Below are 17,252 nucleotides of genomic sequence, written 5' to 3'. Positions count from 1 at the left end.
GCCTAGGCCTCGCTCGCCGGAGCTTCAGCCGGAACATCCTGAGCGGCCCTGGCAATGTCGATGTATTGCTCGATGTCCAGTTTCTCGCCGCGTTCCTTCGGATCGATGCCGGCGGCCACCAGGATCTGTTCTGCGCGCGCACCGGATCCGGCCCAGCCTGACAGGGCCGCGCGTAAGGTCTTGCGGCGCTGGGCGAAAGCCGCATCGATGATGGCGAAGACTTCTTCGCGGTCCGGGGCATCGCTGCGGTCCTTGTCGCGGGTGAAGCCCACCAGGCCGGAATGGATCTTCGGAGCTGGCCAGAAAACATTCATGCCGATCACGCCGGCCTTGCGCATGGTTCCGTACCAGGCGCCCTTCACCGAAGGTACGCCGTAGATCTTGCTGCCTGGGGTGGCGGCCATCCGGTCGGCCACTTCGTCTTGCACCATGACCAGGCCGTTGCGGATGGACGGGAAGTGCTCCAGCAGGTGCAGCACCACCGGGACGGCGACGTTGTAGGGCAGGTTGGCGACCAGCGAGGTGGGTTCGCCAGGAAGTTCGGTGACCTTCATGGCGTCGGAAAGGATCACGGTCAGGTCGTCTTCGCGGCCCGGGCGGAATTCGGCCATGGTCTGCGGGAGGCGCTTGGCCAATGGCGGATCAATTTCCACGGCCACGACCTTGGCGGCGGCGTCCATGATGCCCAGGGTCAGGGAGCCTAGGCCCGGGCCTACTTCCAGCACCGTTTCTGAGGGGTCGACTTTGGCGGCGGCGACGATGCGGCGGATGGTGTTCCCATCAATCACAAAGTTCTGCCCCAGCGTCTTGGTAGGGCGGATTCCCAGCTCTTGGGCCAGACGACGGATTTCGGTGGCCCCAAGCAGCGGCAAAGATTCCTTAGACATCACAGATCCAATTCTAGTTCAGCTAGATTCATCCAAACATAACAACGCGACGCGTCCACCGTGATGGTGGACGCGTCGCGTTGCTGCTTGGCTTATGTCTTTAGCGCAGGCCCAGCTTGGCCGAGCATGCTGGCCAGTGGCCCCAGCCACCGGAACGGCGCAGTACCTCAGCCGCGGCGATCTGCTCCTGCGGGGTTGCCTGGTGCGGCAGCGGTGCGTACTGGGTGCCGCCGACTGCACGCCATGAGGAAGCGGAGAACTGCAGGCCGCCGTAGTAGCCGTTGCCGGTGTTGATCGACCAGTTGCCACCGGATTCGCATTTGGCCAGTGCTGCCCAGGTTGCGGAGATGCCGCCCGGGGTTGGCGTGTTCTTGGAGGAGGAGGATTCCTTCTTCTCTTCCTTGGTGCCCACGCGGATTTCCTCGGCCACTGGCTTCTTGGTGACCTTGGACTTGAGGACTTCTTCCTCGCCCTTCTTGCCGTTGCGGGTTTCCTGGCGCAGGGTCAGCTGGCGCTCGCCCTTCTTGCCTTCGGTCTTGACCTCGGTGTCGCCCTTGTCCAGCGAGCTGTCCTTGATCTTCTTGGTCTCGAAGTCGATGTCGCGGGTTTCGTCCCAGGTCTTCACGGTGACGTCGATGACCTCGACGGTAATGCCGGCTTCCAGCTTGACGCTGTCCTTGACGTTCTTGTCGGTTTCGCCCTTGATCTTGACGTTGATCTCGTCGTTGCCGTCGACCTCGATCTTTTCCTCGGCAAGCAGTTCCTTGACGGTCGAAGCGGTCGTTGCGACCTTCTTCTTCTTATCCTTGACGACCAGGGTCATTTCCTTGGGCGTGATGACTTCCAGGTCATCGCTCAAGGCGGCCAACTGCATGTCCTCGTCCAGGGATACCTCGGAACCCTTTTCCAGGTCGAGCTGCTCGACAACGTCGGCAACGGTCATGCCGGTGGTGTGCACTACACGCTCGGTGCCATCCACGGTGACTTCAATCGACTTGTTGCGCTTGATGTCAACCAGCTGCTGGTCGACAAGTTCGGAATCCAGTGCTGCGGAGATCTCATCGCGCTCAGCCAAGGTGACATCCTGCTGTTCCAGCAGTGCGCCGACGGTGGCGGCACGGGTAGTGATTTCCTGGCGCTGTCCATCAACCGACATGACAACTGACTTCTGTCCGGAAATGTAGAAAACAGCGCCGGCGATAACCACGGCTACGGCGAGCGCCTGCGCCAGGTATTTCACCCAGGTCTTCTTGAGCAAGTGAGTCACGGTAATGAGATCCCCATCGTTTGTAGGCCCGCTTCCGCCGATTCCGTCCAGAATCATCGGTGGGCCCGGCAGTGTTCGCTGTCTGTCCTTCAATCAAAATTGCGCCGTGTTTCCACCTGCTGCAAAGCGTTGAGGATCAGGCTGTCCCGAACACGCCTTGCCGAAAACAGGCAGGGGCGGTACCGGACATCTCATCCACCGTAACCGAATTGTTATATTTGTGGCAAGTGTCCTGTAACGAGACACACAACCGGCGGGTCTAGAATTCTCCGTACACTTCCCGGGTATTCGCATCGATCAGGGTGCAGAATTCCGCCAGCTCGATTCCCTTGTTTTCCGCCAAGAACCTAGTCGTGTAGGGAATCATGTAACTGGCGTTCGGGCGGCCGCGGAAGGGGTGTGGGGTCAAGAACGGCGCATCGGTTTCCACGAGCAGCAATTGCGGATCCGCCAGCGACAAAGCCTCGCGGAGATCGTGGGAATTCTTGAACGTCACGGTTCCGGAGAACGACATGTACCAGCCGTTGTCGTTGCAGACCCGGGCCAGCCGGGCATCACCCGAGAAGCAATGGAAGACCACTTTCCCAGGCAATGGCGCATCCTTGAGCACCCGCACCACATCCTCGTGGGCATCACGGTCATGGATCTGCAGCGCCTTGCCCTGCTCCACCGCAATGCGCAGGTGCTCGCGGAAGGAATATTCCTGGGCGCCTTGTCCGTCTTCGCCGGTGCGGAAGTAGTCCAACCCGGTTTCGCCAATGGCACGTACCCGCGAATCCGCGGCGAGCTCCTCGATCCGGGCAATTGCCGCTTCCAGCTCTCCGCGCTCGGCCAGGCGCGCGGCATCGTTGGGGTGGATGGCCACCGCGGCCAGGATATTCGGGTACTGGTTGGCGACCTCGACCGCGTACTCGGATGATTCCACGTCGCAGCCGACTTGGATCAGCCCCTTGACACCAACGGAGGCCGCCGCGGCCAGCGCATCGGCAGCCTCGACCTTCACGGTTCCATCCAGGAAATCCAGATGCGTATGGTTATCGACCACGGGCACCGGCAGCGGCTCGGGCGCTGGCGGGTAGTGCAGGTTGCGCTGGCTTCCGCCATTTTCGTTGCCCGTGGCGCGCGCCCGCTCCCCCTGGCCTGCTGCTGTAGCTTGCTCCGCGGGGCGGTAGGCCTCGGGAACCAAGGTGGGATCAGTGTGCTTCTTCTTGGACACGATAATCCTTTGCGCGTGGGTACTGGGATGGAATCTGTGGTTAATTGTGGCACCACTAGGCGCATTGGCAACAATCAGGCGCTCATCCCGCGGCAGTTAGGCTCTGTTACTGGATAAAAGAACCCCATATGATGTGATGCAAGACCCAATTGAATGCATCCCGGGACGGTGGATCTTGTCCCTGGTTCATTCTCCAGGAGGAACTGCGCATGAGTGCTAACCGAACAGTGCCGTCGCTCGATTCGGCATTCCAGTCCAATTGCCAGCGCATTTTCGACGCTGTCCAAAGCGTCATCACCGGAAAGCCCGAGGCTGTGACCAGCGCGTTGACGGTCCTGCTGGCACAGGGCCATCTGTTGCTGGAAGACGTTCCCGGTGTCGGCAAAACCATGCTGGCCAAGTCATTGGCCCGCAGTGTCAACGGTTCGGTGCACCGCATCCAGTTCACCCCGGATCTCTTGCCCAGCGATGTCACCGGCGTCTCGGTGTACTCCCCGCAGACCCACGAATTCACTTTCCATCCCGGGCCGGTCTTCGCCAATATCGTCATCGCCGATGAAATCAACCGCGCGAACGCCAAAACCCAGTCGGCACTGCTCGAATGCATGGAAGAGCAGCAAGTCACCGTCGATTCGATCACCCATCGGCTGGAGCAGCCATTCATGGTCGTGGCCACGCAGAACCCGGTGGAGTCCGAAGGCACTTTCGCTTTGCCCGAGGCGCAGCGCGACCGATTCATGGCACGGCTGTCACTGGGCTACCCGCAACGCGACGCCGAAATCACCATACTGACCGGCCGGCATGAATTCGACCCCTTGGAAGCGCTGCAGGCAGTGGTGCAGCTGGAGGATCTGGGGCACATGATCGAGCAGGTGAAAGCGGTAACGGTCACCGAACGGCTGGGTGCCTACGTGGTGGACCTGGGCCGGGCCACCCGCGAGCATCCGCAGATAGCGCTCGGCGCTTCGCCCCGCGCGCTGATCCAGTGGGTTCGCGCTGCCAAGGCCCACGCAGCGATCCATGGGCGCGACCATGTCTTGCCGGAAGACGTCCGCAGCGTCGCCGAGATGGTGCTGAACCACCGGTTGATCCTGACCCGGCGAGCGGTGGCGGACGGGTTGGGTGCCAGTGCGGTAATCCAGGAGCTGGTTGCCAGCACCCCGGTGAACTAGCGCCGCAACCATGGAGAAGATCCCCCGCTATGATTCGCGCGATGCGCTGTCCTGGACGCGCACCGAAAGCGCGGATACTGCATTGCGCCGCTGGCACCTTGACCTGTTCACGGTGCGCGGCTGGTGCACCGCCGGGGCAGGCGGGCTTCTGCTCTTCCTGGCCTATCTGCTAGGCCGGCACGAAATGATGGCCTTGGGCATGGGCCTTCTGGCCTTGGCTTTGGCCAGCTGGGGTTTGGCCATGCGCCTGCGCGGACGCACCAATATCCACCGCGAGCTGCTCTCGGAGGTTCCCACAGTCGGCGAGGTCAGCAAGTTCCGCTTGTCCTGTGCTGAGCGGTCCACCATCCAGGAGCGATTGCCCGAAGATTTCGGTCCCGGCCCACGGCTCCAAGCTCCGGGATCCATAGAGTACGAATTGGTGTTCCGCACCCGCGGGATCCATCTCATGGGCCCAGCCCAGCAGATCGTCGTTGACCCGCTGGGGCTGATCCAGGGCATGGTGCGTACCGGTGAGTCATTGCAGGTTCCGGTGCGCGCGCAATTGCATGAGCTGGATCGTTTCGCCTCGCTCGGAGAGCGAACGCTCACCGGCGATGCGAAGTTCTCCCGGAGCACCACCGCCGATTACTACGATGTCGCGACCCGCGACTACCAGCAGGGCGACTCCATCCGCCAGGTGCATTGGAAGGCCAGCGCCCGCCACGCCAAGCTCATGGTCCGCCAGGAGAACCATGTGGCAACCGCCCAAGCCCTCCTGGTCTTGGATACCTCCTTCGAGCATTGGAACCACAGCGGATCGGATCTGCGGATCTCCCTGCCGCAGGCTCACGCTGAAGCGCTGACCAGCAGCCGCCGCTTTGAAAACGCGTTGTCCTTGGCCAGCAGCATCGGCCTGAGATACGCCACCAGCGGCTACCAGCTCGCCTTCCGCAACCTCGCCGGGACCTCCTTGGCCCAACGGGACCCGCATAGCATCTCCGAGCTTGGCGCACTGAACAGTTTCGAGGATTTCCATGCCGCGACCACGGAGCTGTCCTTGGACAACGGCAGCGTTGAAGCCAACGGTCCCGAGATCCTGGGCAGCACCCTGCACAAGGAGCTGCTGGGATTCCGCGAAGAACCGGTCATCATGATCCTCGGCGAACTCGATGCCCCGCAGGCAGCCTGGCTGGCGACGCTCTCACGCACCGTACCCCATGTTGAAATTTTCCTGCTGGTCAGCCACCCTGAACGCTATCTGGCGATCCAGCATGAACTGGCACGCACCAGCTGGAAGGTGCATATCCTTCCCGGCAATATGGCAATAGACGAGATGTGGGGATGATGAGCGCTGGCCTTGCTGTGGCTCCCGGTCAATCCCTGGAGCCCGAAAATCACGTTCCGCGCCCCGGTCCTGCGGCCGCGATGCGGCTCTTGCTGCTGCGTGTGGCCGCTACCTGCTGCCTTGCAGTCGCAGTCTTGGCCGGGACCGCCTCGCTGTCCGGGGTCATCGAAGGTTCCGGCTGGTTCCCGGCCCTAGTCGTACCGGTCTTCGCCGTGCACCTGTGCGCCGGGCTGCTGCGCGCAGTCCGCGGCGTGCGCTGGGCCGCCCTCCCGGCCGCCGCTGGCATAGCCGTGGCATCCCTCGCGCTCAGCCCTGCCAGCGAAATCAACATCTACGGGTTGCCGTTCGCCCAATGGGTCTGGTCTGCGCTGGCTGAAGCGGGCATGCAATTCGCTACGCAGGTTCCTCCGGTAGCCAATTCCCGCTATGTGGCGTTCAGCATCTTGTGCTTTACCCTGGCTATCAGCCTGCTCGTCGAGCTGCTGGCCAGCTTCCGGCGCACCTCCATGCTGATCATCATGCCCTTGTCCCTGGCACCTGTCATTGCCTCGCTGTTCAAGCAGGAAGGTGCGGGAATCGGCTATCTCTCGCTGCTGGTGCTGGGAGTTCTCGGCTACATAGCGCTGATTCCCTATCTTTTCGCCCCTGCATCGTCCAAGCACTCTCAGCCGAAGCTCCCCGCGCCCAGGTCGCTAGGCATTCTCGGCATCAGCGCGATGACCTGTGTCGGTGTGCTCTTGGCAGCCAGCTTCTGGATGCCTGGTTTCCGCAGCGGCATGTTCCCCGAGGGGCAACGGCCATCCGGCGACCTGCTGGCCAGCAATGTCGATCCGCTGATCAACCTCGGAAGAGACCTCCGCTCTAACAGCGGAGCTCCCATCCTGGACTACTACACCACCGCTGAGGAAGCACCCTACCTGCGCACGCAAGTGATCAAGGATCTTTCCACGGACCGCTGGGAACCAACTGAGGGCCTGATGCAGCACACGCTTGATGGCACGTCAGCGGTGACACGGAATTTCAGCACGTTCAACAGCACCAGCGAAGTACTGCGCATGAGTTGGCCCGAAGGCATCAGCAATCCCGTGCTCCCCCTGCCCAACCAGTCCTATTTCGTGCAGGGCATCGTCGGAGACTGGAACTGGACCTACGAAACCTCGGTGGCCAGGCTCACTGGCGACGCCATGGCAGCCACCAACGACATTTCAGTGGCCTACTCGGATCTGGACATCAGCACGCAAATGGTCCGCAATATCGGGCACTTCGGAATTGATGCCGGGGACCAGCTGGCCGATGAATACCTGCGTCTTCCGCAAGATCCGGACAACACCCTGGAACCGCTGTTGCAGCAAACCCTCGATGAGGCCTTCGGCGACGAGGGGAAGCCGGCAAATGACATCGATGCCGCCGTGGCCTTGCAGCATTTCTTCCGTTCCGGGAATTTCGTGTATTCCGAACGCACTCCCCTGCGCGAAGGCTACGACGGGGCCAATCGCCGCGTCGTTGAAGCGTTCCTGACCCGGCGCCAGGGGTACTGCGTGCACTTCGCCTCGGCCATGGCCCTGCTGGCCCGTGAAGCCGGCATCCCATCGCGCATTGCTGTGGGGTACGCACCGGGCGAAGCCAACGGGGAAACCCTCGAAATCACCGGGGACACAGCCCAGAGCACGCCGGAACGCCGTCTGGCAGAAGGTACCGAGCTCACCGGCTACACCGTCAGCGGAAAGCAGTCCCACGCTTGGCCAGAACTGTATCTGAACGGGCTGGGCTGGATTCCCTTCGAACCCACACCTGGGCGTGGCTATGCCCCGAGCTACGCGCCGGAACCAACGCGCACCGCGGCCCCGCAGGAAAGCACGGCACCGGATGTCCCCACTGAGCGCAGCAACCCTAGCCTGCCTGCCAGTGACAGCCCTTCCGCCCAGGCGCAGCCCGCAGAGCCCGTGGAACAAGGCGCGCAGGCTGCGTGGCTGGTGCCGACCATCGTGCTGCTGGCCGCCGTGGCGCTGGGGATTGCCCCGTGGCGTCGCCATCGCCTCCGCGAAGAAAGGCTGGGACGCGTGCGCCAAGGCGGGGATGACGCCGCGCCAGCGCTGCTGGCCGAGCTGCAGGCCATCGGGGCCGATTACCGGGAACCAGCCGGCAACCACGAGTCAGCCGGCGACTACACCACCCGGCTGGGCGAAGACCACCCCCAGATCGCCAGGGAATTGCAGTCCTTGAAAACTGTCATCCAGGAAAGCTTCTACGCCAACCGGCATCTGGGCGCTGATGATGCCGCCAGGTTGCTGGATGCCTTGCATGCGGTCCAAGCCAATTTGCGTGGCGAGCTGACGGTGTTGCAGCGAATCTCGGCGTTCTTGTTCCCTGCTTCGGTGCACCCGCGTCCTGCCCGCACGCGCAGCTCCCGTCGAATCCAGCTGTAGCACCCGGGTCCTAACGGCCAAAGCCCAACCGGAACGTTCCGGTTGGGCTTTGGCAGGAGCTGGAGAATCTACTTCTTGGCTGCGTATGGATCGGCAATGCCGATGTACTGCACGGTGGTGTATTCCTCCAGGCCTTCGGCGCCGCCTTCGCGGCCCAGGCCCGACTGCTTCACGCCGCCGAATGGCGCCGCGGCGTTGGAGATCACGCCAGCATTGAACCCGACCAGGCCGAATTCGATCTGCTCGGAAACGCGGAACATGCGGTTCAGGTCCTGCGAGTAGATGTAGGAAGCCAGACCGTATTCGGTGGAGTTGGCCAGCTTGATTGCCTGGGCCTCGTCCTTGAAGGTGGTCACTGGCGCCACTGGGCCGAAGATTTCCTGGGTCAGGATCTTGGCGTCGTTGGCGACATTGGCCAGCACGGTTGGCTGGTAGAAGTAGCCCGGGCCCTCAACTGGGGCACCGCCGGTGACGGCGGTCGCGCCGGCGGCCACGGCGGCCTCGACCAGCGAGTGGACCTCGTCGCGGGCCTTTTCCTCGACCAGCGGGCCTACGGTGGTGTCGGCTTCGGTGCCGCGTCCTGGCTTCAGCGCCTTCATCGCCGCGGCGAACTTTGCGGTGAATTCCTCGGCAACATCCTCGTGGACCAGGAAGCGGTTGGCTGCGGTGCAGGCTTCGCCCATGTTGCGCATCTTGGCGGCCATGGCGCCCTCGACAGCGGCATCCAGATCGGCATCCTCGAAGACGATGAATGGAGCGTTGCCGCCCAGTTCCATTGAGGTGCGCAGGACCTTGTCAGCCGCGTCCTTCATCAGCTGCTTGCCCACTGGGGTCGAGCCGGTGAAGGATACCTTGCGCAGGCGGTCATCGGCCATCAGCGGGCCGGAGATCTTCGAGGCCGAGGCGCCGGAAACCACGTTCAGCACGCCTGCTGGAAGTCCTGCTTCCATCATTGTGGCAGCGAACAGCTGGGAGGTCAGCGGGGTCAGCTTGGCTGGCTTGAGCACCATGGTGCAGCCTGCTGCTACTGCCGGTCCGACCTTGCGGGTAGCCATGGCCAGCGGGAAGTTCCATGGGGTGATCAGCAGGCAGGGGCCAACCGGCTTGTGCTGGACCAGAACCTTGTTCTTGCCCTCTGGGGTGGTGATGTAGCGGCCGTAGTGGCGTACGGTTTCCTCGGAGAACCAGCGCAGGAATTCGGCACCGTAGGTCACTTCGCCGTAGGCCTCGGCCAGCGGCTTGCCCATTTCCAGGCTCATCAGCAGCGCGAAGTCGTCCTTGCGCTCGGTGACCAGGTCGAAAGCGCGGCGCAGGATCTCTGCACGTTCGCGTGGTGCGGTCAGCGCCCATTCGGCCTGGACAGCGTCGGCCGCATCCAGGGCTGCCATGGCGTCTTCGCTCGTAGCACTGGCCAGGGTCAGCAGCTTCTCGCCGGTAGCCGGGTCAAGCACGTCGAAGGTGCCTCCGTCAGAGGCATCTCTCCATTCGCCATTGATCAACAGGCCGGTTGGAACCTTGGCGAGCAGCTCTGCTTCGCGCTGGGCAGTAATCGACATACGAGCATCTCCTGATAGAAAATAATGAAAACTGATCGTCTTTGATGTCTACGCTATTCCGGGCAGATGGCAGCTGTAAATCTCCGTCTGCACCATGGAAGCGAGCATTCATTGTGCATTTAGCCTATGCGGTCACGGCTATTTTTCCGCTTCGTGACGTGCTGCCAGGACCGCCTCGTAGAGCTCGCGTTTCTTCACGCCGGATTTTTCTGCCACTTCGGCCACGGCCTGCTTCATCCGCATGCCTTCCTCAACCAGTGCTGCAACCTTGGGCAGCAGGTCCTCGATGGAGGCGGCCTCGGCTTCCGGGGCTCCGTGGATGACCACGACAATTTCTCCGCGGACGCCGTCTTCCGCCCAGGCGCGCAGTCCCGCCAGCGAATCCCGGCGGACTTCCTCGAACTTCTTGGTCAGCTCGCGGGCCACGGCCGCCTGGCGGTCCGGTCCGAACGCTTCGATGGCAGCGTCAAGGAAATCGTTGAGCCGGTGCGGAGCTTCGAAGAACACCATGGTGCGGTCCTCGGCGAGCAGGGAATCCAAGCGCTTGCGGCGTTCGCCTGCCTTGCGCGGCAGGAAGCCTTCGAAGGTGAAGCGGCCGGTGGGCAATCCGGACAGGGCCAGCGCGGTGAGCACCGCCGAAGGCCCAGGTACCGCGGTGACCCGGATGCCAGCGCTCAGGGCGGCTGCCACCAATGGGTACCCGGGGTCCGAGACCGCCGGCATGCCGGCGTCGGAAACCACCAGCACGGTGGCGCCCTCGGCGGCCAGTTCAATCACCTCGGAGCGCTTGTGCGCCTCGTTGTGCTCATGCAGGCTCATCACCTTCGCGGTGATCTTGATGCCCAAGGCATGGGCGAGGTGGTGGAAGTTTCTGGTGTCCTCGGCGGCGATGATATCGGCGCTGGCCATGATCTCCCGCAGACGCGGGGAAGCATCGGACAAGTTGCCAATCGGGGTGGCGCCCAGGACGATTACGCCCTCATTATCTGAGTTCTGCACGTTCACAACCCTACGCGACGCAGGAAAAGCCCACTTTCTGGACTTTCCACCGGTAGCATGAACTGGTGATGGGCACCTCGGCTTTAGACACTCCGGACACCGGCCACGTACGCTCGGCGCGACAGGCCTTCACTTTCGAGAGCCTGAAACAGCGGCTCCTGCCTGTGGTGGCCCCTGGCGGTCCGCTGATGTGGATTGTTCCGCTCGTCGTGACAGCCATTGCCGGCCTGCTGCGCATGGTCAATCTCGCCCACCCGCACCTGCTGATCTTCGACGAAACCTATTACGTCAAGGATGCTTTCGCGATGCTGCAAAGCGGCTATGAGCGCGAATGGGCCGACGACAGCGACGAGCAGTTCATCGCAGGCAATCCGCAATTGGAAAATGAATCTTCCTTTGTCGTCCACCCGCCGCTGGGCAAGTGGATGATCGGCGTGGGAATGCTCCTGTTCGGCGACTTCAACGGCTTCGGCTGGCGTTTTTCCACGGCCCTGATCGGCACCCTTTCGGTTCTGCTCGTCACCCTGTGCGCCCGCCTGCTCTTCGGTTCCCACCTCCTGGCCGGCATCGCCGGGTTGCTCATGGCCATCGACGGGCATTCAATTGTCATGTCGCGCACCGCATTGCTGGACATCTTCTTGATGTTCTTCGTGCTTGCAGCGTTCTATGCCTTGCTCAAGGACCGGATCCATGGCAGAACCGCGCTGGCGCGGAAGCTCTCGGTGCCCGAGGGCAATCGCCCCGATGATTTCCTGCTCATGCATGGCCCCATGCTCTGGTGGCGTCCTTGGCGGCTGATCGCCGCAATCATGCTCGGCGGTGCCGTTGGCATCAAGTGGTCGGCGCTGTCCTTCGTGGCAGTCTTCTGCCTGATGGCAGTGCTCTGGGATTTCGGCGCGCGGCGCACCGCAGGAATCCACAAGTGGCAATCGGCGGCATTCATCCGCGACGGCGTGTATTCCTTCTTCACCATGATGCCGCTGGTGCTGCTGACCTATTTGTCCACCTGGACCGGATGGCTGGTTACCCAGGGCGGACGCTACCGCCAGTGGGCCGTGGAGAACCCCGGCGAAGGCATCAGCTGGCTGCCAGCTCCACTGCGTTCCTTGTGGCACTATCACCAGGCCGGCTACGAATTCCATACCGGGCTGAATTCCGAGCACGGCTGGCAGTCCTCGCCGTGGACGTGGCCCTTCGCTGGACGTCCCGTGCTGTTCTACTTCGAAGGCTACGACAAGGGCGTCAACGGCTGCGAGCTGGACCGCTGCACCGAGGTCATCACCGACCTTCCCAATCCACTGATGTGGTGGGCCTGCACCATCAGCATGTTCCTGCTGATTCTCTGGTGGATCGGCGCCCGGGACTGGCGCGCCGGAGCGATCCTTTCCTCGGTGGCGGCCGGGTTCCTGCCGTGGCTGATGTACCCGGAACGCACCATGTTCTTCTTCTATACCCTGCCGCTGGTCCCGTTCATGGTGCTCGCATTGACGTATATGATTGGCAGGTTCATTCCACGCCATCCGAATTCCGGTGCCGTGTACCGGTCACGCGTCATCGCGGTCACCGCATTCATGGCGCTGCTCCTAGTCACATCGGCCTTTTTCTGGCCGATCTGGAGTGGGGAAATGATCGCGGATGACTACTGGCGCTTGCACGTGTGGCTCCCCAGCTGGGGCTAGGCCGCCCGTGGCTTGGCCACCTGTTTCCATGAAATAGGCCACTAAGACGACCATCGATTTCCAAAGGATAGTTCCTCAATGCAAGAAGTGACCGTCGAGCTGCTGACTGATCTGGCACCAGAGGTCAACACGACGAACCTGCTCCTTGATCGCGTAGCACGCGGCGCACAACGCCCGCTGTTCAGCGTGCAGCGAGACGGCACCTGGCATGATCTCAGCGCCGGTGATTTCCTCATCGACGTCAAGCGCCTGGCAATGGTGCTGATCAATGATGGATTGCAGCCCGGCGACAAGGTCGCCATTATTTCCCGCACCCGCTACGAGTGGGCCTTGGCCGAGGAAGCCGTGTGGTTCGCCGGCGGCGTGTCGGTGCCAATCTACGAAACCTCCAGCGCTTTCCAGGTCGAATGGATCCTGCGCGACTCCGGTGCGCGCGTGGTGTTCGCCGAAAACCATGAGCTGCGCGCTACCGTCCGCCAGGCGGCGGCTCAGCTCGGCGAACCGGTGCGCACCCATATCTTCGTGGGCTCCGACGCGGACGATACGACGCTCATCCCCTCCGCCGGTCTGCACCAGCTGATGGTTCCGGCCGATCAGATCGACGAGCAGCTGATCGAGTCACGCCGCGCATCCATGGCCCTCAAGGATGTGGCCACGATGGTCTACACCTCGGGCACTACCGGACGCCCCAAGGGTTGCAATATGACCCATTCGAACTTCGCCATGGTGGCGCACAACCTGGCCGGAAACATGCTCGAAGTGCTCGGTGAAGAACGCCGGACGCTGATGTTCCTTCCGCTGGCCCACGTATTGGCTCGTGCCGTCCAGCAAACCTGCATCCACGGCGGATCGGTGATTGCGCACTCCAGCTCGATGGCCAACCTGGTCGAGGACATGTCCGCGGTCAAGCCCGGCTTCCTGCTGGCCGTGCCGCGCGTCTTCGAGAAGATCCGCACCAGCGCCCTTGCCACAGCTGAACGCGGCGGCAAGGCTGACCTCTTCCTCAAAGCCGAGCAGGCGGCCATCGAGGTCTCCAAGATCCGTGATGCGCGGTCGCGTGGCCTCAAGGCGCGCATGCCGTTGGGCTTGCGTGCCCGCCATGCCATCTTCAGCAAGGTGCTCTACCCGAAGTTGCAGGCGGTTTTCGGCGGCCAGTGCGGTTACGCGATCTCCGGAGCCAGTGCGCTGAATCCGGATCTGGCGCACTTCTTCCGCGGCGCCGGCATCCAGCTGCTGGAGGGCTACGGCCTGACCGAAACCACCGCACCGGCCACGGTGAATCAGGCATCGCGAAACCGCGTGGGCACCGTGGGCCGTCCGATTCCCGGCACCTCCATCAAGATCGCGGATGACGGTGAAATCCTGGTCAAGGGGATCGGAGTTTTCGCCAGCTACCACAACAACCCTGTAGCCACGGCCGAGGTTTTCGACGAAGCCGGCTATTTCAAGACCGGCGATACCGGTGTCCTGGATGATGGCGGATTCCTGCAGGTGACCGGTCGCAAGAAGGAACTGATCGTCACCGCCGGGGGCAAGAATGTCTCGCCAGGCCCGCTGGAAGAGATGGTCCGCGCCGGACGCATCGTGGCCCAGTGCGTGCTGGCCGGCGAACAGCGCCCATTCATCACGGCCATGATGACGCTCGATCCCGAAGAGTTGGCAGTGTGGGCCAAGGCCAAGGGCCTTGGGGCAATGACCCTGGCTGAGGCGGCAGTTGATCCTGCGGTGATCGCCGAGGTCCAAGGCTACGTGGATACCGCCAATTTGACCGTTTCCAAGGCCGAGTCCATTCGCAAGTTCGTGGTGCTGGATGAGGAATTCACCGAAGCTTCGGGGCACCTGACGAACTCGCTGAAGCTCAAGCGCCAGAGCGTTCTCGAGGAATTCGAAGATCGGGTGGACGCCCTCTACCGCAAATAATTCTCGCTGGGAATAGCCAAGGGGAGCAGTTCATGGTGAACTGCTCCCCTGCTGTTTATGGCCTGTGCCGGCTAGTTGCCAATGCCGAAGGCGCGGGCCTCCTGGCGCAGCCTGGCTGCCTCGCGACGGCGCCCGGTAGGCCAGCAGCTGATGATCACGGCGATGATGGTGGCCAGCACCAGCACGGCAATGGCGATCGCGCTATCGAGCCAGAACTGCTCCGGGTACAGGCGGATCAGCGTATCGCTGACGTTGAAGGTCCAGGTGCCGTCTGAGAAGAACAACGCGTGGAACTGGGTGAAGAAGTTATCCCATCCCATGATCGCAAAGACTGCCAAGGCTGCAATGCCGACCAAGGCCAAGATGGCTCCGGAGAACAACGCACGGCGTACGCCGCCTGCATAGCGCTTGGCCAGATACCAGATCCCGATAATCAAGATGACCGCGAGCACCGCTCCGAGGATGTAGGCGAACCCGATGAGGTTCTTCACGTCCACCATGTGCTGGACCTCCCCCTCGGTGAACATGCTTGAACCGGTGGAAAGCTTCAGCCCGGACAGGTATTCCGGTTCGGCGAAGTTGTTCAGGTAGTCCACCCCGTAGCTGCCGTAGGTCAGGCGCTCGGCATCGGTGAAGCCGAAGGAATCGCTAGGGAATCCAGGGCGGCCGTAGGACAGGGCAAGGAACGCCGGTGTGGCGACCAAGCGGATCGCGGCAATCAGGGTCAGCAACGGGAAGACCAGCGCCACAATCACCTGCGCCGTGCGCCCGAGGGCAGGCTTCGAGTTCAGCGCCCGTTCACGTGCAACCCGACGCTTCATCGCCGCTTCGGAGGGTTCTGGCTCTGGGGCGTAGCTGCCGAAGACGCGATTGCGCGCTTGGGCGACGGCTGCCTTGGTTGTCGGCAGGGATCCGGTCTTCGGAGCGGCGGACACCGGCGGCACGCTTTGCGCGGTGGATGTCTTCTCGTCGGCTTGCGGCTCTGCGGTCTTTCCGGCTGTTGCCTTGGCTTCGCTCTGCGCACGCTTCTCGGCTTCGATTTCGTGCGGCAGCTTGATGGCACGGATGACATCTTCCACTGGCTCTTTGGCTGCCGGCTTGGCAGCTGGAGCCTTGGCTGCAGGCTTCGCGGCGGCTGGCTTGGCGGCAGCTGGAGCCTTGGCTGCAGGCTTCGCGGCGGCCGGCTTGGCGGCAGCTGGAGCCTTGGCTGCAGGCTCCGCGGCGGCTGGCTTGGCGGCAGCTGGCTTGGCCGCAGCTGGCTTGGCTGCAGGTGCGGCGGCTGGCTTGGCCGCAGCTGGCTTGGCTGCAGGTGCGGCGGCTGGCTTGGCTGACGGGGCCTTGGCTGCGGCTGGCTTTACCGGGGCAGGCTGCGTCTTGTCCGCTGGTGCTGGAGCAGGGTTCTTGGCATCGGCTTCGGTCTTGCCTGACATCGCGCGGCGGATAGCCTCCTTGCGAGCCTTTTCCCGTTGGGCAACGGCGTCGGCTTGGGCCTGGTTCTTGTGCTGTTCCAGGCGCGCAGTGAGCTCTTCAGCTTTTTGGCTCAGGCTGGCCTGTGGGCTTGGCACGTTGCCAGTGGCAGCCGGTGCCGGCTGGCCCGTAGATCCTTGCCCTCCAGTGGGGTTCTTCGCCGCCTCAGCCATGAGGAGTCCTCCTGCAATTCGCGCGATGGTGTGCTGTTTTAGGGTCGCATCATGGGCCGAACACGGCCCATGCGCCTTTAGCATATCCAGCGGGCCCAGTCATCCGGCGGATTACCACACCAAAAACGGGTTTCAGCTAGGACACAAAGCCGTGGGGGCAAATGCCGCCAACGAACGGAGGCAGCTTCAAGAATTCGTGGAGAAGTGGTCTAGGATTCTTCGTCGGCGGCCGGAAGAACAGCTAAGCGGACCCGGGAGTCGAAGCGCTGGGCACTGGTTTCGCGGGTACGGACCGAATCAATGGGCGAATTCGATGCGTGGCGTGGTTGGCGAACCTTCGGTTCCCGATCGCGGACGGCATTCACCAAGGCGTTCAGTTCGTCCTCCGGTTCCAGCACGTCCGGGATGGCTCCACGGATCAGGTTCCAGCCGCTGGGAACCGTCAGGCGGTTGGCATGCTGGGCACACAGGTCATAGCAATGCGGTTCGGGGTATGTCGCCAAAGGTCCAAGAACGGCAGTTGAATCTGCGTATACGTAGGTGAGAGTAGCGCGGGCCGCTTCACGGCAGGCAGGGCGAGAACAAAGACGAAGACCTTCCACGCTTCCCATTCTACTTCGCCGGGCAGCACATCTTTGGGATCTTCGCCCAATTGCGGGCTTATGGGCATCGGCACAGCGCCCGACGCGCTAGGCTGAATCAATGAGCTCCAAGTTGCCTGATCGTCCCAGCGGTCCGCGGCGCGGCCGCCACGGACGCGGGCGGCGTGGCCCGCTGATGCCCATGCATCTTCCCGCCTACCGTTCGCGCCCGGAAAGATTCGATGATGCGGTGATGGCCAGCGCGCAACGGCTGTCGCAACGCTGGCCCGGAGAAATCGAGAAGATAGATTTCCTGATCGATCCGGTGCCCAGCGGAAAGTTGCTGGAACAGGCTGCCGCGCTGGGCGAGCGGGTGCCGCTGGCATCCTCCAAGCCGGCTGCGCCCGGCCGGCCAGCGCGCATCGTCATTTACCGGTTGCCCATCGAGCAGATTGCGGAGAACGCCGGCGAACTCCTGGACCTGGTCCACCAGTGCGTGGTGCATGAGGTCGCACAGCTCTGGATGAAGCCGATCTCGGAAGTCGATCCCATGTATTTCCCTGAGGATCCTGACTTCTAAGC

13 protein-coding genes are annotated in these 17,252 nt (G+C 62.7%); 6 read left to right on the top strand and 7 right to left on the bottom strand.

Annotated features, from left to right (window positions below; translation table 11 throughout):
* Window positions 1-2: 2 nt before the first annotated feature.
* From rsmA to EKH49_RS03250, 3 genes are all read right to left on the bottom strand, one after another.
* Window positions 3-887, bottom strand: coding sequence for a 16S rRNA (adenine(1518)-N(6)/adenine(1519)-N(6))-dimethyltransferase RsmA (gene rsmA / locus EKH49_RS03260; protein ID WP_128469684.1), 885 nt, complete (start codon window positions 885-887; stop codon window positions 3-5).
* Window positions 888-987: 100 nt separating this feature from the next.
* Entirely contained in the window at window positions 988-2,154 is a 1,167-nt protein-coding gene (locus EKH49_RS17105; protein ID WP_128469683.1) for a resuscitation-promoting factor, read from the bottom strand.
* Between the two features lie 259 nt (window positions 2,155-2,413).
* Window positions 2,414-3,370 (bottom strand): TatD family hydrolase, encoded by a 957-nt coding sequence (locus EKH49_RS03250; protein ID WP_128469682.1) that lies wholly within the window; start codon window positions 3,368-3,370, stop codon window positions 2,414-2,416.
* Window positions 3,371-3,579: 209 nt separating this feature from the next.
* Here EKH49_RS03250 and EKH49_RS03245 point away from each other — a divergent pair, with 209 nt between their 5' ends.
* From EKH49_RS03245 to EKH49_RS03235, 3 genes are read left to right on the top strand one after another with little or no spacing between them, the layout of a single operon-like run.
* Entirely contained in the window at window positions 3,580-4,542 is a 963-nt protein-coding gene (locus EKH49_RS03245; protein WP_066139734.1) for an AAA family ATPase, read from the top strand.
* A 10-nt stretch (window positions 4,543-4,552) separates the two neighbouring features.
* Window positions 4,553-5,869: a DUF58 domain-containing protein gene (locus EKH49_RS03240; RefSeq protein ID WP_128469681.1), complete on the top strand. Its 1,317-nt coding sequence runs from the start codon at window positions 4,553-4,555 to the stop codon at window positions 5,867-5,869.
* The gene (locus EKH49_RS03235) at window positions 5,869-8,295 is read left to right on the top strand and encodes a transglutaminase family protein (RefSeq protein ID WP_161567437.1); all 2,427 of its coding nucleotides are present in this window, start codon (window positions 5,869-5,871) and stop codon (window positions 8,293-8,295) included. Before EKH49_RS03240 ends, EKH49_RS03235 begins: the two co-directional genes overlap by 1 nt.
* Window positions 8,296-8,363: 68 nt before the next feature.
* On the opposite strand, the gene EKH49_RS03230 is transcribed toward EKH49_RS03235, so the two are convergent.
* Together EKH49_RS03230 and rsmI are read right to left on the bottom strand one after the other, a co-directional pair.
* Window positions 8,364-9,851, bottom strand: coding sequence for an NAD-dependent succinate-semialdehyde dehydrogenase (locus EKH49_RS03230; protein ID WP_128469679.1), 1,488 nt, complete (start codon window positions 9,849-9,851; stop codon window positions 8,364-8,366).
* Window positions 9,852-9,989: 138 nt separating this feature from the next.
* Complete coding sequence (gene rsmI / locus EKH49_RS03225; protein ID WP_128469678.1) at window positions 9,990-10,850, bottom strand: 16S rRNA (cytidine(1402)-2'-O)-methyltransferase; 861 nt, start codon at window positions 10,848-10,850, stop codon at window positions 9,990-9,992.
* 68 nt (window positions 10,851-10,918) lie between these two features.
* On the opposite strand from rsmI, the gene EKH49_RS03220 reads away from it, so the two are divergent.
* The gene (locus EKH49_RS03220; protein ID WP_128469902.1) at window positions 10,919-12,529 is read left to right on the top strand and encodes a dolichyl-phosphate-mannose--protein mannosyltransferase; all 1,611 of its coding nucleotides are present in this window, start codon (window positions 10,919-10,921) and stop codon (window positions 12,527-12,529) included.
* Window positions 12,530-12,607: 78 nt separating this feature from the next.
* Window positions 12,608-14,449, top strand: coding sequence for an AMP-dependent synthetase/ligase (locus EKH49_RS03215; RefSeq protein ID WP_128469677.1), 1,842 nt, complete (start codon window positions 12,608-12,610; stop codon window positions 14,447-14,449).
* Between the two features lie 71 nt (window positions 14,450-14,520).
* On the opposite strand, the gene EKH49_RS03210 is transcribed toward EKH49_RS03215, so the two are convergent.
* Together EKH49_RS03210 and EKH49_RS03205 are read right to left on the bottom strand one after the other, a co-directional pair.
* Window positions 14,521-16,089, bottom strand: a complete 1,569-nt coding sequence (locus EKH49_RS03210) for a TIGR01906 family membrane protein (protein ID WP_128469676.1) — start codon at window positions 16,087-16,089, stop codon at window positions 14,521-14,523.
* A gap of 209 nt (window positions 16,090-16,298) precedes the next feature.
* Window positions 16,299-16,700, bottom strand: coding sequence for a DUF3499 domain-containing protein (locus EKH49_RS03205; protein WP_073706627.1), 402 nt, complete (start codon window positions 16,698-16,700; stop codon window positions 16,299-16,301).
* Between the two features lie 91 nt (window positions 16,701-16,791).
* Between EKH49_RS03205 and EKH49_RS03200 the strand changes: the two genes are divergently transcribed.
* Window positions 16,792-17,250, top strand: a complete 459-nt coding sequence (locus EKH49_RS03200) for a metallopeptidase family protein (RefSeq protein ID WP_038989879.1) — start codon at window positions 16,792-16,794, stop codon at window positions 17,248-17,250.
* Window positions 17,251-17,252 lie beyond the last annotated feature (2 nt).

This window comes from Glutamicibacter sp. HZAU (genome assembly GCF_004100365.1).
Lineage (GTDB): Bacteria > Actinomycetota > Actinomycetes > Actinomycetales > Micrococcaceae > Glutamicibacter > Glutamicibacter nicotianae.
This window is presented reverse-complemented; position numbering and strand designations above follow the sequence as displayed.

Bases quoted from the DNA above. Each gene is read 5' to 3' on its own strand.
- rsmA (WP_128469684.1), bottom strand. From the start codon at position 887: ATGTCTAAGGAATCTTTGCCGCTGCTTGGGGCCACCGAAATCCGTCGT.
- EKH49_RS03245 (WP_066139734.1), top strand. From the start codon at position 3,580: ATGAGTGCTAACCGAACAGTGCCGTCGCTCGATTCGGCATTCCAGTCC.
- EKH49_RS03240 (WP_128469681.1), top strand. From the start codon at position 4,553: ATGGAGAAGATCCCCCGCTATGATTCGCGCGATGCGCTGTCCTGGACG.
- EKH49_RS03235 (WP_161567437.1), top strand. From the start codon at position 5,869: ATGAGCGCTGGCCTTGCTGTGGCTCCCGGTCAATCCCTGGAGCCCGAA.
- EKH49_RS03230 (WP_128469679.1), bottom strand. From the start codon at position 9,851: ATGTCGATTACTGCCCAGCGCGAAGCAGAGCTGCTCGCCAAGGTTCCA.
- EKH49_RS03220 (WP_128469902.1), top strand. From the start codon at position 10,919: ATGGGCACCTCGGCTTTAGACACTCCGGACACCGGCCACGTACGCTCG.
- EKH49_RS03215 (WP_128469677.1), top strand. From the start codon at position 12,608: ATGCAAGAAGTGACCGTCGAGCTGCTGACTGATCTGGCACCAGAGGTC.
- EKH49_RS03210 (WP_128469676.1), bottom strand. From the start codon at position 16,089: ATGGCTGAGGCGGCGAAGAACCCCACTGGAGGGCAAGGATCTACGGGC.
- EKH49_RS03205 (WP_073706627.1), bottom strand. From the start codon at position 16,700: ATGGGAAGCGTGGAAGGTCTTCGTCTTTGTTCTCGCCCTGCCTGCCGT.
- EKH49_RS03200 (WP_038989879.1), top strand. From the start codon at position 16,792: ATGAGCTCCAAGTTGCCTGATCGTCCCAGCGGTCCGCGGCGCGGCCGC.